Origin of the sequence: Streptomyces sp. NPDC004435 (assembly GCF_042873895.1) — a bacterium.
GTDB lineage: Bacteria > Actinomycetota > Actinomycetes > Streptomycetales > Streptomycetaceae > Streptomyces.
Map to the genome: position 1 here is coordinate 536,141 of NZ_JBIAMB010000001.1, position 14,484 is coordinate 550,624.

Sequence of the window (14,484 nt, forward strand, 5' to 3'; positions counted from 1 at the left end):
CTTTGTCGGCCCCTCCGGTTACCGTCGAGGCATGGCAGGCTACGACGGCACCAGTGAGACCCCCGGGTACGACCCGACCGCCACCGAGCGCTGGGTGGCGGAGCCCGACAAACTACCGGGGCGCACCGCCTTCCAGCGCGACCGCGCCCGCGTGCTGCACTCCGCCGCCCTGCGCCGCCTCGCCGGGAAGACGCAGGTCGTCACCCCCGGCACCCGGGGACACGCCTGGGACGCCAGCCCCCGCACCCGGCTCACCCACTCCCTGGAGTGCGCCCAGGTCGGCCGCGAGCTCGGAGCCGCCCTCGGCTGCGACCCCGACCTCGTCGAAGCCGCCTGCCTCTCCCACGACATGGGCCACCCGCCCTTCGGGCACAACGGCGAGCAGGCGCTCAACGACGTCGCCAAGGACTGCGGCGGCTTCGAGGGCAACGCCCAGTCGCTCCGCCTCCTCACCCGCATCGAGCCCAAGCGCTTCGTGAAGGACGCCGACGGCGAGCTCGTCAGCGTCGGCCTCAACCTGACCCGCGCCACCCTCGACGCCGCCACCAAGTACCCGTGGGGGCGCGGAGGGCACCCCACCGACCCCGGCTCGCCGAAGTTCGGCGCGTACGAGGACGACCTGCCCGTCTTCGCCTGGATCCGGCAGGGCGCCCCCGCCCATCGCAAGTGCTTCGAGGCCCAGGTGATGGACTGGTCCGACGACGTCGCCTACTCCGTCCACGACTTCGAGGACGGCCTGCACGCCGGCCACATCGACCCCAACCTCCTCTACGCCGAGCCCGAGCGCGCCGACGTCTTCGCCGTCGCCCTCGGCCGCTACGTCCCCGAGGACACCGACCCCGCCGAACTCGCCGAGGCCCTCGACCGGCTCATGGACCAGGAGTGGTGGCCGCACGCCTACGACGGCTCCGCCACCGCCCAGGCCCGCCTCAAGGACGCCACCAGCCAGCTCATCGGCCGTTTCTGCCTCGCCGCCGAGGGCGCCACCCGCCAGGCGTACGGCTCCGGCCGCCTCACCCGCTACGGCGCCGAACTCGTCGTCCCCCGCGCCACGCGCAACGAGTGCGCCGTCCTCAAGGCCGTGGCCGACCGGTACGTCATCCAGCGCGCCGAACAGGAAGCGCTCCGCGCCGACCAGCGCGTCGTCGTCTGGGAGCTCGCCGAGGCGCTCGTCGCCCGCGCCCCCGACGGACTCGAACCGCAGTTCCGCGCCCTGTTCGCCGCCGCGCCCGACGACCGTTCCCGCAAGCGGGTGATCGTCGACCAGATCGCCTCCCTCACCGACGCCTCCGCCCGAGCCCTCCACGCCCGCCTCCGCACCCCGCGAACGTAGGGCTCGCGGGCCCCCTTTCGCCTTCCGGCGCCGTGCGGGACCCTCGCATGCACGTCCAGGGGCGGTGCCGCCCGGGCCCGGCCCGGAGGCGTAGCGTAGAGAACCGGTCGCAACGAGGAGGAATCAACGTGGTCGACGCAGATCAGACCTTTGTCATCGTCGGCGGGGGCCTGGCCGGTGCCAAGGCGGCGGAGACGCTCCGCGCGGAGGGCTTCAACGGCCGGGTGATCCTCATCGGCGACGAACGCGACCACCCCTACGAACGCCCCCCGCTCTCCAAGGGCTACCTCCTCGGCAAGAAGGACCGGGACTCCGCCCTCGTCCACGAACCCGCCTGGTACGCCGCCCACGACGTCGAGCTCCACCTCGGCCAGACCGTCACCGCCATCGACCGGGACGCCCGCACCGTCCGCCTCGGCGACGGCACCGTCATCCGCTACGACAAGCTGCTCCTGGCCACCGGCTCCGAGCCCCGTCGCCTCGACATCCCCGGCACCGGCCTCGCCGGCGTCCACCACCTGCGCCGGCTCTCCCACTCCGAGCGGCTCCGAGACGAGCTCAAGGCCCTCGGCCGGGACAACGGCCACCTGGTGATCGCCGGCGCCGGCTGGATCGGCCTGGAGGTCGCAGCCGCCGCCCGCACCTACGGCGCCGAGGTCACCGTCGTCGAGGCCGACCCCACCCCGCTCCACCGCGTCCTCGGCCCCGAGCTCGGCCAGCTCTTCGCCGACCTCCACACCGAGCACGGCGTCCGCTTCCACTTCGGCGCCCGCATCACCGAGATCACCGGCCAGGACGGCATGGTCCTCGCCGTCCGCACCGACGACGGCGAGGAGCACCCCGCGCACGCCGTCCTCATCGCCATCGGCGCCGCCCCCCGCGCCGTCCTCGCCGAGAACGCCGGCCTCGCCCTCGTCGACCGCGCCGACGGCGGCGGCATCGCCGTCGACGCCTCCCTGCGCAGCTCCGACCCCGACATCTACGCCGCCGGCGACGTCGCCGCCTTCGAGCACCCCTCCCTCCACCACCGGATCCGCGTCGAGCACTGGGCCAACGCGCTCAACGGCGGCCCCGCCGCCGCCCGCGCCATGCTCGGCCAGGACGTCTCCTACGACCGGGTCCCGTACTTCTTCACCGACCAGTACGACCTCGGCATGGAGTACTCCGGCTGGGCCCCGCCCGGCTCCTACGACCAGGTCGTGGTCCGCGGCGACACCGGCAAGCGCGAGTTCATCGCCTTCTGGCTGAGCGAGGGCCGGGTGATCGCCGGCATGAACGTGAACGTGTGGGACGTCACAGACCCGATCCAGAAGCTCATCCGCTCCCGCGTCACCGTGGACCCGGACGCCCTCGGCGACCCCTCCGTGGCCCTGGAAACCCTCCTCTGACCCCGGCGGCGACACTCCCGGGGGGCGACCCCCGGACCCCCGTACACTTGCGTGCGTGGCAGGCAGGATCAACGATGACGACGTGAAGGCGGTCCGGGACGCGGTCCCGATCGACTCCGTGGTGTCCGAGTACCTCCAGCTCCGCAACGCAGGTGGCGGGAACCTCAAGGGACTCTGCCCCTTCCACGACGAGAAGTCGCCCTCCTTCCAGGTCAGCCCGAGCAAGGGACTCTTCCACTGCTTCGGCTGCCAGGAGGGCGGCGACACCATCGCCTTCGTGATGAAGATCGACCACCTCTCCTTCTCGGAGACGGTCGAGCGCCTCGCCGCCAAGGCGGGCATCACCCTCCGCTACGAGGAGGGCGGCTACAACCCCGGCCACCAGCGCGGCGAACGCATCCGCCTGATCGAGGCCCACAAGATCGCCGCCGAGTACTACGCCGGCCAACTCGCCTCCCCCGAGGCCGAGATCGGCCGCAAGTTCCTCTCCGAGCGGGGCTTCGACCAGGCCGCGGCCGAGCACTTCGGCGTCGGCTACTCCCCGGCCGGCTGGGACCACCTCACCCGCTTCCTCCGCGGCAAGGGCTTCTCCGACAAGGAACTGATCGTCTCCGGCCTCTCCCAGGACGGCCGCCGGGGCCCCATCGACCGCTTCCGCGGCCGCCTCATGTGGCCCATCCGGGACGTCGGGGGCGAGATCGTCGGCTTCGGCGCCCGCCGCCTGCGCGAGGACGACAACGGCCCCAAGTACCTCAACACCCCCGAGACCCCGGTCTACAAGAAGTCCCAGGTCCTCTACGGCATCGACCTCGCCAAGAAGGAGATCGCCAAGACCAGCCGGGCCGTCGTCGTCGAGGGCTACACCGACGTCATGGCCTGCCACCTGGCCGGCGTCACCACCGCCATCGCCACCTGCGGCACCGCCTTCGGCGGCGAGCACATCAAGATCCTCCGCCGGCTCCTCATGGACAACGGCTCGGCCCGGGTGATCTTCACCTTCGACGGCGACGCGGCCGGCCAGAAGGCCGCCCTGCGCGCCTTCGAGGACGACCAGAAGTTCGCCGCCGAGACGTACATCGCCATCGCCCCCGACGGCATGGACCCCTGCGAACTGCGCCTCGCCAAGGGCGACGACGCCGTCGCCGACCTGGTCGAGCCCCGCACCCCCCTCTTCGAGTTCGCCCTCCGCCAGATCGTGGACCGGTACGACCTCGACACCCCGGCGGGACAGGCCGCCGCCCTGGACGAGGCCGCCCCGATCGTCGCGAAGCTGAAGGACCTGTCGGTACGCCAGCGGGTCGCGGTCAAGCTCGCGGGCCTGCTCGGCATCATGGAGGACCAGTTCGTCGTCCGGCGGATCAGCCAGATCGCCCAGTGGCAGCGCGGCAAGGGCGGCCCCCCGCAGCCCGCGCGGCGGCAGCGCTCGTACGACGACGTGCCGGCCCCCGCGGCCACCGCCGGGCCCGCGCTCAACCTGCGCAGCCCCGCCCACCGCACCGAGCGGGAACTCCTCAAGCTCGCGCTGCAACGGCCCGAACTGGTCTCCCCCTTCTTCGACGCGTACGGGGTGGACGAGTTCACCGCACCGCCGTACGCCGCCGTGCGGCAGTGCGTCCAGGACGCGGGCGGCGCCGACGGCGCCCCCACCGACTACGTGGACGCCGTCCTCGAAGCCGCGCCCAACGACACCGTGCGCACCCTCGTGCGCGAGCTCGTCGTGGAGGCGATCCTCACGCCGAGGGGCAAGGGACCGGACGAGGTCTACGCGTCCATGCAGCTGGTAACCGTCCGGCTCCGCGCGGTGGACCGGCGTATCGAGCAGCTCAACGGCGCGCTGAAGCGGCTGGGGCACACGAGCCCGGAGCAGGTGGCCGCCGCCCAGCAGGAGGTCTTCGTCCTCCAGCAGTACAAGGCGGCGCTCCAGGCGCACGGCGCCGCCGCCCTCTGACGCACGCTCGGTCACCGCGCGGATCCAAAAAGTCATCGCACGCCCCTCGTGGCGGCGATGTGTCGTACCCCACACTGGGCTGGGTGACGGTGTCGTTCCGCCCACTCCTGGAGGTCGCCCCCCGTGCAGACCGAGATCCAGACCACCGAACCGGACGAACTGCCCCCGCTCCACGAGGTCCCCGCCCAGCGGCGCCGCACCAGTGACCCCGGCGGCAACGGCCCCTCCGCCGACCTCTTCCGCCAGTACCTCCGCGAGATCGGCCGCATCCCGCTCCTCACCGCCGAGGAGGAGGTCGAACTGGCCCGCCGCGTCGAGGCCGGCCTCTTCGCCGAGGAGAAACTGGCCCGCACCCCCGACCTCGACTCCCGGCTCGCGTACGACCTGGACCGGCTCGTCGTCCTCGGCCGGATCGCCAAACGGAAGATCATCGAGGCCAACCTCCGCCTCGTCGTCTCCGTCGCCAAGCGGTACGTCGGCCGCGGCCTGACCATGCTCGACCTCGTCCAGGAGGGCAACCTCGGCCTCATCCGGGCCGTCGAGAAATTCGACTACGCCCGCGGCTACAAGTTCTCCACCTACGCCACCTGGTGGATCCGCCAGGCCATGTCCCGGGCCCTCGCCGACCAGGCCCGGACCATCCGCGTCCCCGTCCACGTCGTCGAACTGATCAACCGGGTCATCCGGGTCCAGCGCCACATGCTCCAGGAACGCGGCTACGAGCCCACCGCCGAGGAGGTCGCCGCCCACCTCGACCTCACCCCGGAGCGGGTCATCGAGGTCCTGCGGCTCGCCCAGGAGCCCGTCTCCCTGCACACCCCCGTCGGCGAGGAGGAGGACGTCGACCTCGGCGACCTCATCGAGGACGGCGACGCCGCCTCGCCCGTCGAGTCCGCCGCCTTCCTGCTGCTCCGCCGCCACCTGGAGGACGTCCTCTCCACCCTCGGCGAGCGCGAGCGCAAGGTCGTCCAGCTCCGCTACGGCCTCGACGACGGCCGCCCCCGCACCCTGGAGGAGATAGGGCAGCTGTTCGGCGTCACCCGCGAACGCATCCGCCAGATCGAGTCCAAGACCCTCGGCAAACTCCGCGACCACACCTACGCCGACCAGCTGCGCGGCTACCTCGACTGAGCACGCGCGAAGGGCCCGCGCCGCCCCCGGCACGGGCCCTTCCGGAGCGCACGGACGCCCGGTCAGTCGACCTCGGCCACCGCCTCCGCGAACTGCGCCGCGTACAGGCGGGCGTAGGCGCCGCCCGAGACCAGCAGCTCCTCGTGGGTGCCCTGCTCCACGATCGAGCCGTCCTCCATCACCAGGATCACGTCCGCGTCCCGGATGGTGGAGAGCCGGTGCGCGATCACGAAGGACGTACGGCCCTGGGCCAGCCGGGCCATCGCCTTCTGGATCAGCACCTCGGTCCGGGTGTCGACCGAGCTCGTCGCCTCGTCGAGCACCAGGATCACCGGGTCCGAGAGGAACGCCCGGGCGATGGTGATCAGCTGCTTCTCGCCCGCGCTGACCCCCGCGCCGTCGTCGTCCACCACCGTGTCGTACCCCTCCGGCAGGGTCCGGACGAAACGGTCGGCGTGGGCCGCCCGCGCCGCCCGCTCGACCTCCGCCCGGGTCACCTCGCGGGCGGCGCCGTACGCGATGTTCTCCGCGATCGTCCCGCCGAAGAGCCAGGTGTCCTGGAGGACCATCCCGATCCCGGCGCGCAGCTCCGCCCGGGACACCGACGCGATGTCCGTGCCGTCCAGCGTGATCCGGCCGCCGGTCACCTCGTAGAACCGCATGAGGAGGTTGACCAGCGTCGTCTTGCCGGCGCCCGTCGGACCGACGATCGCGACCGTCTGCCCCGGCTCCACGGTGAGCGACAGGTCCTCGATGAGCGGCTTGTCGGCCTCGTAGCGGAAGGAGACGTGCTCCAGGGCGACCCTGCCCTTGACGTCGCGCGGCCGCTGCGAGACCGGCGCGTCCGGCTCCTGCTCCTCGGCGTCGAGCAGCTCGAAGATCCGCTCCGCCGAGGCGACGCCCGACTGCACCAGGTTCGCCATCGACGCCACCTGCGTCAGCGGCATCGAGAACTGGCGCGAGTACTGGATGAACGCCTGCACGTCACCGATGGAGAGCGTGCCGCTCGCCACCCGCAGACCGCCGACCACCGCCACCAGCACGTAGTTGATGTTCGAGACGAAGAACATCACCGGCTGCATCAGGCCGCTGGTGAACTGCGCCCTGAACCCGGCCGCGTACAGCGCCTCGTTCTGCTCCCGGAAGCCCTTCGCCGCCTCGTCCTGCCGGCCGAAGACCTTCACCAGGGTGTGCCCGGTGTACATCTCCTCCACGTGCGCGTTCAGCGCGCCCGTCGACTTCCACTGCTGCACGAAGTGCGGCTGCGAGCGCTTGCCGATCCGCGCCGCCACCACCACCGACACCGGCACCGTCACCAGCGCCACCAGCGCGAGCAGCGGCGAGATCCAGAACATCATCGCCAGCACGCCGACGATCGTGAGCAGCGAGTTGATCAGCTGGCCCATCGACTGCTGGAGCGTCTGCCCGACGTTGTCGAGGTCGTTGGTCGCCCGCGACAGCACCTCGCCGCGCTTCGCCCGGTCGAAGTACGACAGCGGCAGCCGCGACAGCTTCGTCTGCACGTCCTCCCGCATCCGGTACACGGTCCGGTTGATCACCTTGATCGACATCCGGGTGGAGACCAGCATCAGCAGCCCCGCCACCACGTACACCCCGAGCGCGACGAGCAGCACCCCGCCGACCGCGCCGAAGTCGATGCCCCGCCCGGGCGTGAAGTCGACCCCGGAGAGCATGTCGGCCATGCCGCCGTCGCCGTCCGCGCGCAGCTGCGCCAGCGCCTCGGCCTTGGTCACGCCCTCGGGCATCCGCCGGCCGACCACGCCCGCGAAGACCAGGTCGGTCGCCATGCCCAGCACCTTGGGCCCCACCACCGCGCCGGCCACCGAGAGCACACCCGCGACCAGCATCACCCAGAGCGCGGCGCGCTCCGGCGCCAGCTGCCGCAGCAGCCGCTTCGAGGAGCCCTTGAAGTCCATGGACCGCTCACCGGGGGTGCCGCCCGCCATCATGCGTCCGCCAGGACCCGCCATCAGGCCGCCTCCGCCTCGGTCAGCTGGGAGAGCACGATCTCCCGGTACGTCTCGTTCCCCGCCATCAGTTCGTGGTGCCGCCCGGTGCCCACGACCCGGCCCTCGTCGAGGACCACGATCCGGTCGGCGTCCCGGATGGTCGACACCCGCTGCGCGACGATCACCACGGTCGCGTCCGCGGTCTCCTCGGAGAGCGCCGCCCGCAGCCGGGCGTCCGTCTCGTAGTCGAGCGCCGAGAACGAGTCGTCGAAGAGGTAGATCTCCGGCCGCTGGACCAGCGTCCGCGCGATCGCGAGCCGCTGCCGCTGACCGCCGGACACATTGGTGCCGCCCTGCGCCACCGGAGCGTCCAGGCCGTGCTCCAGATTCCGTACGAAGTCGGCCGCCTGCGCCACCTCCAGCGCGTGCCACAGCTCCTCGTCGGTCGCGTCCGGGTTGCCGTACCGCAGGTTCGACGCCACCGTCCCCGAGAACAGGTACGGCTTCTGCGGCACGAGCCCGACCGTCCGCGCCATCAGCGCCGGGTCGAGCCGGCGCACGTCGACGCCGTCGACCAGCACCTCGCCGCCGGTCACGTCGAACAGCCGCGGCACCAGGCCCAGCAGGGTCGACTTGCCGGAGCCGGTCGAACCGATGACCGCGGTGGTCTCGCCCGGCCGCGCCACCAGCTCCACGTCCCGGAGCACCGACTCCTCGGCGCCCGGGTAGCGGAAGTCCGCCGCCCTGACCTCCAGATGCCCGCGCCGGTCCAGTGCCGTCACCGGCTCGACCGGGGGCACCACGCTCGTCGACGTGCCCAGGACCTCCTCGATCCGCTCGGCGCAGACCTCGGCGCGCGGCACCATCATGAACATGAAGGTGGCCATCATGACCGCCATCACGATCTGCATCAGATAGGCGAGGAAGGCGGTCAGCGCGCCGATCTCCATCCCGCCGCTGTCGATGCGGTGGGCGCCGAACCACACCACGGCCACGCTGGACACGTTCACGACCGTCATCACGGTCGGGAACATCAGCGCCATCAGCCGGCCGGTCGCCATCGACACGTCGGTGAGCTCGTGGTTGGCGCCGCGGAAGCGTTCCTCCTCGTACCCGTCCTTCACGAACGCGCGGATCACCCGGTTGCCGGTGATCTGCTCGCGCAGCACCCGGTTCACCGTGTCGAGGCGGTCCTGCATGGTCCGGAAGAGCGGCCGCATCCGCTTCACGATCAGCGACACCGCGACGCCGAGCACCGGCACCACCGCGAGCAGCACGCCCGAGAGCGGCACGTCCTGGCCGAGGGCCATCACGATGCCGCCGACACACATGATGGGCGCGGAGACCATCAGGGTGAACGCCATCAGCACCAGCATCTGGACCTGCTGGACGTCGTTGGTCGTCCGGGTGATCAGCGACGGCGCGCCGAACTGCCCCAGCTCCCGCGCGGAGAAGGACTGCACCCGGTCGTAGACGGCGCCGCGCACGTCCCGCCCGACGGCGGACGCGGTGCGCGCCCCGTGGTACACGGCACCGATGTTGCACAGCACCTGGATCACGGAGACGCCGATCATCAGCGCACCGAACCGCAGGATGTAGCCGGTGTCCCCGTTGACGACGCCCTTGTCGATGATGTCGGCGTTGAGGGTCGGCAGGTACAGGCTCGCGCAGGTCGCGAGGAACTGGAGCAGGACGAGCAGGGCGATGGGTTTTCGATAGGGCCGCAGATGGGTTCGGAGAAGTCTTATGAGCACGGTTCCCACTATCGCCCGAGGGCGCGAACCGTTACGACTCGGTTCCGGGCCCTCGACCAAGCCCTGGCCAAGACTTTACGAACCGCCCTGCGGCCCTTCCGGCGTACCGTCAGGCGTCGAAGGCACCCGGGTGGATCTGGTCCCGCGCCGCGGCGAACTGCTGGCGCACCGCCTGGCCCACCGGCCGCTCCTCGCCCGGCTCCAGGATCTGGGCCGCGGCGCCCTGCCAGGCCGGCGGAGCGGACGGGCCGAGGGTGCCGCGGGCCACGCCCAGCGCCCAGGCGGCCTGGCGGGCGGCGCCGAGCGCCGCGTACTCGGCCGGCTGGGGGACGACGACCTGCGCGCCGAAGAGCGCGGGCGCCAGGGCCTGGACGGCGGGCAGCGAGGCCGCGGCGCCGAGCAGGAAGATCCGCCGGACCCCGACCCCGCGGCCGCGCACGACGTCCAGGGCGTCGGCGAGCCCGCACAGCATGCCCTCGAAGGCGGCCCGCGCCAGGTGCTCGGGCTTCATCGACTCGCGGCGCAGGCCGGTGAGGGTGCCGGCGGTGTGCGGCAGGTTCGGGGTCCGCTCGCCCTCCAGGTAGGGGAGGAGCACGAGGCCGGAGGCGCCCGGGGTGGACTTCAGCGCCAGCGCGGAGAGTTCGTCGAGGGACTCCGCGCCCAGCATCTCGGCGGTGCCGCGCAGGGTCCGGACCGCGTTGGTGACGGAGACGACCGGCAGGTGCATGCCGGTGGCGTCGGCGTACGAGGTGACGGCCGCGCCCGGCCGGTCCAGCGCCTCGTGGTGGACGGCCATGACGGAGCCGGAGGCGCCGAGGGAGACGACGGCGTCGCCGGCACCGAGTCCGAGACCGAAGGCGGCGGCCATGGTCTCGCCGGTGCCGGCGGAGATCAGGAGTCCCTCGGGGGTGGTGCCGGCCGGCTCGGCGGGGCCCAGCACCTCGGGCAGCGCGACGCCGTGCCCGAGCGCCAGCTCGACGAGGTCGGGGCGGTAGGCGCCGGTGCGGGCGGACCAGTAGCCGGTGGCCGAGGCGGCGCCGCGGTCGGTGGTGCGGCGGGCGGGGCGGCCGAGGAGCTGCCAGACCAGCCAGTCGTGCGGCTGGAGGACGGCGGCGATCCGCCGCGCCTGCTCGGGTTCGGTACGGGCCAGCCAGCGCAGCTTCGCGATCGGCAGCCCGGCCTGCGGGACGGTGCCGACGGCCTCGGCCCAGGCGTCGCGCCCGCCGAGCGCCTCGACGAGGTCGGCGGCGGCGATCTGGGCCCGCTTGTCGTTGCCGACCAGCGCGGGCCGCACCAGGCCGCCCCGGTCGTCGAGCGGCACGACGCCGTGCGCCTGGGCGGAGACGCCGATGGCCTCCACGCCTTCGAGGAGGCCGCCGGTCGCGGCCTCCCCGAGCGAGAGCAGCCACGTCTGCGGGTCGACGTCGGTGGCCTTGGCGTCGACCGGGTGCGGGGCATGCCCCTGCCGCAGTACGGCTCCCGTGTCGGTGTCACAGACGACGATGCGCGTGGCGTCCGAAGAACTGTCGAGTCCGGCGACTATCCCCATGACACCCGATTCTGCCGCACGCGGGGCGGTTTCGGGTCAGGTGTTGCTGGTGCCCCAGTCGTCGTCCTCGGTGACCTGCCCGTTGGGGTGGGCGCGTCCGCGCAGGGCGGACACCCGGTCGGTGACGGAGGACGGCAGGCGGTCGCCCACCTTGTCGCCGACCACGTGCGCCGCCTTCCCGGCGTACTGCCGGCCGGTCTGCGCGGCGGTCTCGGCGGCGTTCCGCACGGCCGGGTTCCGCGCGAAGTCCTTCGCGGCCTTCTTCATCCGTTCGTACCGCTCGCGTCCCGCCCGCGTACCGATCACGTATCCGAGCGCGAGACCCGCGGCGAACGTCAGCTTGTACCGCACGCTGCGATCCTTCCCTGGAGGGTCCTGGGGATGCCCTGGGGAACCGATTGGCGGAGCACCCCCCTGCTTGCGCTAATGTATGTCTCGCAGCGAGCGACCGCCGCCCGGGAGGACCCGGGCAGGACCGTTCGGTGCACCGCAGCAATCCCCTGTAGCTCAATTGGCAGAGCAGCCGGCTGTTAACCGGCAGGTTACTGGTTCGAGTCCAGTCGGGGGAGCGCGATCCCCTGTAGCTCAATTGGCAGAGCATTCGGCTGTTAACCGGAGGGTTACTGGTTCGAGTCCAGTCGGGGGAGCAGAGCGAAAAAGGACCCTCAGGGGTCCTTTTTCGCGTTCCCGGGAACCATCCGTTCCGCTCCGTGGTCTTCATGGACGAGCAGACCCGGTCGTACCGATCTTCGGGAGCAGGAGATCGTATGAGCGGCTATGCTGCGGCAGACGGCGCGCACACTTGTACGCGCGTCAACGTCGGGGGCGGTAGCTCAGCCGGTTAGAGCAGCGGACTCATAATCCGTCGGCCGTGGGTTCGAGTCCCACCCGCCCCACCACAGAAAAACGTTGTGACCTGTGAAAACACCCCAGGAGGGGTGTTTCCGCGTGTGGTGACCGCTGCGCATCGACGCGGCGGAACAGACGTCCCCGGCCGGTCTCGCAGGGGTCGTACCTTCTTGAGCTGCGGTTTCAGGTGGAGCGTGAGCGTGAAGCCACGTCGATGATCCCACGGCGATTCCAGAACTCCGGTGTGTGACGCGCCGCACGTCGAGTCGAATTTCTGCGCCCTCGCCGACGCCGCCTCGGCCAGGCAGCAGAACGTTTGTCGGTGGGAGCACAGGGCTCGCGTTTCCACATCGACGCCGACGGACAGGCCCGGCGCCTTCGCGGCCCGGGCGATGAGCGGGCACAGGCATCGAGGCAGGCGGGTGACAGCCGGTTGCCTGAGCCGTATCTCCGGGCGGGGACCGGTGGGGTGGGAGACAGGCAGGAGGTGTGACGGTACCGACGGCGTGGGGCCGGTCAGTACGCCGTCAGGTAGACCCGGACACGTTCCCCCGGGACTTCGCCGATGTGGATCTCAATGCCCTGGATGTGGCGCCGCCTGGAGTCGTCCACGCAGGGCGGACACGCGCTCGTCGTCCGTACGCTCTTGAGCTCCTGCGGCGGTGTGAGGCCCAAGTGCCGGAACCCGTCCCCGCTCAGCGACGAGGCGGACGGACTTTCCACGGCCAAGGGGGAGTCGGGGCGCAGGTCCTCGGCGATCGTCTTCGCGGTCCGCTCACTTGTGACGAAGGACAGCAGGTAGACCTTCTCCTGAGGCTGGACCCGTACGGCGCCACTCACCTCGGTCGCCCCCTCAGGGATCTGGATTCTCATGAACGCCGCCGCTTCGGGGGCGCCGGCGCCTTTCGCCCAGGTGGAGGAGGGCGCCGCACGCGTGGTGCGGTCCGAGGGCGCGGACGTGCAGCCGCCGAGTGCCAGCCCTACGGCGAGAGCGGCCGCCGAGACCGGAGGGAGGACTCGCGCGGTGAGGCGGAGCGTCATCGGTTCTTCTCCTCTCCTCGGGACACGTCGCCCCGGGTGCCTTCGCGGCCCTGGTCCTCCGGGGTGGTGGTCGGGGGTGTGGGGCTGTCGAGATCGTGCTGGTGGGTGGACTTGCTGTCTTTCGTGTGACCTGCGCGAACGCTGCCGAGAGGGGCTTCGCGAGCGGCGCTTGCTTGGTGTGCCGGGGGAGCCGGGCGTTCGTCCCGTGCGGTTCACTTCTGGAGGTTGATGCCCTCGGGGGAGGTGAGGCCCTGATCCGGGTGGGCGTGGAAGGTCGCCGTCCGGACCGCGGGCGGACAGGAGGTGCCGTTGGGGTGCTGCTCCGTCAGGCCGGCCCTGACGGTGTCTTCGACGACCGTGTCACCGCTCTTCGCGGACGTCACGGTCAGCCGCACCTGCACGGTGGACGAACCGATGTCGTCGGGGAGCCGGACCGACAGCGACGCGAACGGGTCGTCGGGACTGCCCGACGTCCGCTCCTCGCAGGTGCCGTCCACACAGAGTCGGATCCTCGCCGCGTCCCGGCCGCCGAAGTCGGTGGGCCGCCACACGGCGGAGACCCCCGAGTCCGCGTCGGCCAGGGTGCACGGAATGTCCTGACCGAGGAACGAGCATCCGGCCAGCGTCACCACCAGCAGGGGGACGAGAAGGAATCGGCGTACGTCGGTACCGCGCCGCCGGTGAGCCGCGCCGGACGGGTCGCGGCCGCCGCCGGTGAGCTGCGCCGGCGCGGTCACGGCCGCACCGGCGGGTCCGTCTGTCACAGGAGGCGGCGGACGGCGTCCATGATCGCGGTCCGGCATTGCGCCTGGTTCGAGGCCGGGGCGGCCGCCGGCATGCTGGCGGCGTTCGTCGGGCTCCAGGCCGAGGCGATGGCCAGGACGAGGGTGAGAAGCGTGGCCGGGGGGAAGCCAGGGGTGCCTCCCCGGCCCTTCTGGACCGCTTCGAGCGAGGCCAGCTTGTCGTTGCGGGTCGGCTCGGCCACCGCAGGGTCCCGTTCCACGGCGGTGCCGCGTTCCAGACGGTGCCACGTCGCCAGGCGCAGCACCTCGGGGTGCTGCTGGTAGAAGTCGAACAGCCGCCCGGCGTAGTCCGGCAGGTCGTCGGGCGTGAAGGGCACCATGTCGAGGCCCCGCCCGACGTGGGCGTCGAAGACGGCGTCGAAGAGCCCGTCCTTGTTGCAGAAGTAGACGTAGATGAGGTTCTTGTTCGCCGAGGCGGCCTTGGCGATCCGGTCGACGCGTGCTCCCGCGATGCCGTAGGCCGCGAACTCCTCGGTCGCCGCGTGGAGGATGCGCGCCTTCGTGGCCTCGGCTCGGGACATGGGGGTCATGTTAACAGCGCCTCACAAGTCTCGACCGGGCGTGGGGACTCGCCTCCGCGGCTCCGGGGGCACGGTGGGTTCCGGGGCCGGACCGTGGCCCGGCGGCCGGCCGGGAGGCCGGATCGCCGGCGCCGGCGGGCTGCCCGCCCCCGGTGGCGCGGGCATCCGATCCGTGCCGTCGTGCGCCGGCCACCGGG

At 71.8% G+C, this 14,484-nt stretch carries 11 protein-coding genes and 3 tRNA genes; 7 read left to right on the forward strand and 7 right to left on the reverse strand.

Annotated elements, in window-relative coordinates; all coding sequences use genetic code 11:
• Nucleotides 1-31: 31 nt before the first annotated feature.
• From ACFYT9_RS02330 to ACFYT9_RS02345, 4 genes are all read left to right on the forward strand, one after another.
• Nucleotides 32-1,333: a deoxyguanosinetriphosphate triphosphohydrolase gene (locus tag ACFYT9_RS02330; protein ID WP_387274666.1), complete on the forward strand. Its 1,302-nt coding sequence runs from the start codon at nucleotides 32-34 to the stop codon at nucleotides 1,331-1,333.
• 128 nt (nucleotides 1,334-1,461) lie between these two features.
• Nucleotides 1,462-2,721, forward strand: a complete 1,260-nt coding sequence (locus tag ACFYT9_RS02335) for an NAD(P)/FAD-dependent oxidoreductase (RefSeq protein ID WP_389160414.1) — start codon at nucleotides 1,462-1,464, stop codon at nucleotides 2,719-2,721.
• A gap of 55 nt (nucleotides 2,722-2,776) precedes the next feature.
• On the forward strand, nucleotides 2,777-4,669 hold the full coding sequence (dnaG, locus tag ACFYT9_RS02340) for a DNA primase (protein ID WP_376595198.1): 1,893 nt from the start codon (nucleotides 2,777-2,779) through the stop codon (nucleotides 4,667-4,669).
• Nucleotides 4,670-4,828: 159 nt separating this feature from the next.
• Nucleotides 4,829-5,800 carry an RNA polymerase sigma factor gene (locus tag ACFYT9_RS02345; protein ID WP_376595211.1) on the forward strand — a complete coding sequence of 324 codons (972 nt, stop codon included), beginning with the start codon at nucleotides 4,829-4,831 and terminating at the stop codon, nucleotides 5,798-5,800.
• Nucleotides 5,801-5,862: 62 nt separating this feature from the next.
• On the opposite strand, the gene ACFYT9_RS02350 is transcribed toward ACFYT9_RS02345, so the two are convergent.
• The 4 genes from ACFYT9_RS02350 to ACFYT9_RS02365 form a co-directional block, all read right to left on the reverse strand.
• On the reverse strand, nucleotides 5,863-7,791 hold the full coding sequence (locus tag ACFYT9_RS02350; RefSeq protein WP_389160416.1) for an ABC transporter ATP-binding protein: 1,929 nt from the start codon (nucleotides 7,789-7,791) through the stop codon (nucleotides 5,863-5,865).
• Nucleotides 7,791-9,524 (reverse strand): ABC transporter ATP-binding protein, encoded by a 1,734-nt coding sequence (locus tag ACFYT9_RS02355; protein WP_389160418.1) that lies wholly within the window; start codon nucleotides 9,522-9,524, stop codon nucleotides 7,791-7,793. The genes ACFYT9_RS02350 and ACFYT9_RS02355 overlap by 1 nt, the downstream gene beginning before the upstream one ends.
• A 109-nt stretch (nucleotides 9,525-9,633) precedes the next feature.
• Nucleotides 9,634-11,073, reverse strand: a complete 1,440-nt coding sequence (locus tag ACFYT9_RS02360; RefSeq protein WP_389160420.1) for an FGGY family carbohydrate kinase — start codon at nucleotides 11,071-11,073, stop codon at nucleotides 9,634-9,636.
• A gap of 36 nt (nucleotides 11,074-11,109) precedes the next feature.
• Nucleotides 11,110-11,424, reverse strand: coding sequence for a YtxH domain-containing protein (locus ACFYT9_RS02365; RefSeq protein ID WP_376595194.1), 315 nt, complete (start codon nucleotides 11,422-11,424; stop codon nucleotides 11,110-11,112).
• 145 nt (nucleotides 11,425-11,569) lie between these two features.
• Between ACFYT9_RS02365 and ACFYT9_RS02370 the strand changes: the two genes are divergently transcribed.
• The 3 genes from ACFYT9_RS02370 to ACFYT9_RS02380 all read left to right on the forward strand — a co-directional run bounded on the left by ACFYT9_RS02370 (nucleotide 11,570) and on the right by ACFYT9_RS02380 (nucleotide 11,972).
• Nucleotides 11,570-11,642: transfer RNA gene (locus ACFYT9_RS02370), tRNA-Asn, on the forward strand.
• 5 nt (nucleotides 11,643-11,647) lie between these two features.
• Nucleotides 11,648-11,720: transfer RNA gene (locus ACFYT9_RS02375), tRNA-Asn, on the forward strand.
• A 175-nt stretch (nucleotides 11,721-11,895) separates the two neighbouring features.
• Nucleotides 11,896-11,972, forward strand: a tRNA-Ile gene (locus ACFYT9_RS02380).
• 466 nt (nucleotides 11,973-12,438) lie between these two features.
• Here the strand turns inward: ACFYT9_RS02380 and ACFYT9_RS02385 are convergent.
• The 3 genes from ACFYT9_RS02385 to ACFYT9_RS02395 all read right to left on the reverse strand — a co-directional run bounded on the left by ACFYT9_RS02385 (nucleotide 12,439) and on the right by ACFYT9_RS02395 (nucleotide 14,287).
• Nucleotides 12,439-12,963, reverse strand: coding sequence for a hypothetical protein (locus tag ACFYT9_RS02385; RefSeq protein ID WP_389160422.1), 525 nt, complete (start codon nucleotides 12,961-12,963; stop codon nucleotides 12,439-12,441).
• Nucleotides 12,964-13,175: 212 nt separating this feature from the next.
• Nucleotides 13,176-13,700, reverse strand: a complete 525-nt coding sequence (locus tag ACFYT9_RS02390; RefSeq protein ID WP_389160424.1) for a hypothetical protein — start codon at nucleotides 13,698-13,700, stop codon at nucleotides 13,176-13,178.
• A gap of 23 nt (nucleotides 13,701-13,723) precedes the next feature.
• Nucleotides 13,724-14,287: a TetR family transcriptional regulator gene (locus tag ACFYT9_RS02395; protein WP_389160426.1), complete on the reverse strand. Its 564-nt coding sequence runs from the start codon at nucleotides 14,285-14,287 to the stop codon at nucleotides 13,724-13,726.
• Between the last annotated feature and the right edge of the window lie 197 nt (nucleotides 14,288-14,484).

Excerpts from the sequence above, each read along its gene's own strand:
- ACFYT9_RS02330 (WP_387274666.1), top strand. The coding sequence starts at position 32 with ATGGCAGGCTACGACGGCACCAGTGAGACCCCCGGGTACGACCCGACC.
- ACFYT9_RS02350 (WP_389160416.1), bottom strand. The coding sequence starts at position 7,791 with ATGGCGGGTCCTGGCGGACGCATGATGGCGGGCGGCACCCCCGGTGAG.
- ACFYT9_RS02360 (WP_389160420.1), bottom strand. The coding sequence starts at position 11,073 with ATGGGGATAGTCGCCGGACTCGACAGTTCTTCGGACGCCACGCGCATC.
- ACFYT9_RS02385 (WP_389160422.1), bottom strand. The coding sequence starts at position 12,963 with ATGACGCTCCGCCTCACCGCGCGAGTCCTCCCTCCGGTCTCGGCGGCC.
- ACFYT9_RS02395 (WP_389160426.1), bottom strand. The coding sequence starts at position 14,287 with ATGTCCCGAGCCGAGGCCACGAAGGCGCGCATCCTCCACGCGGCGACC.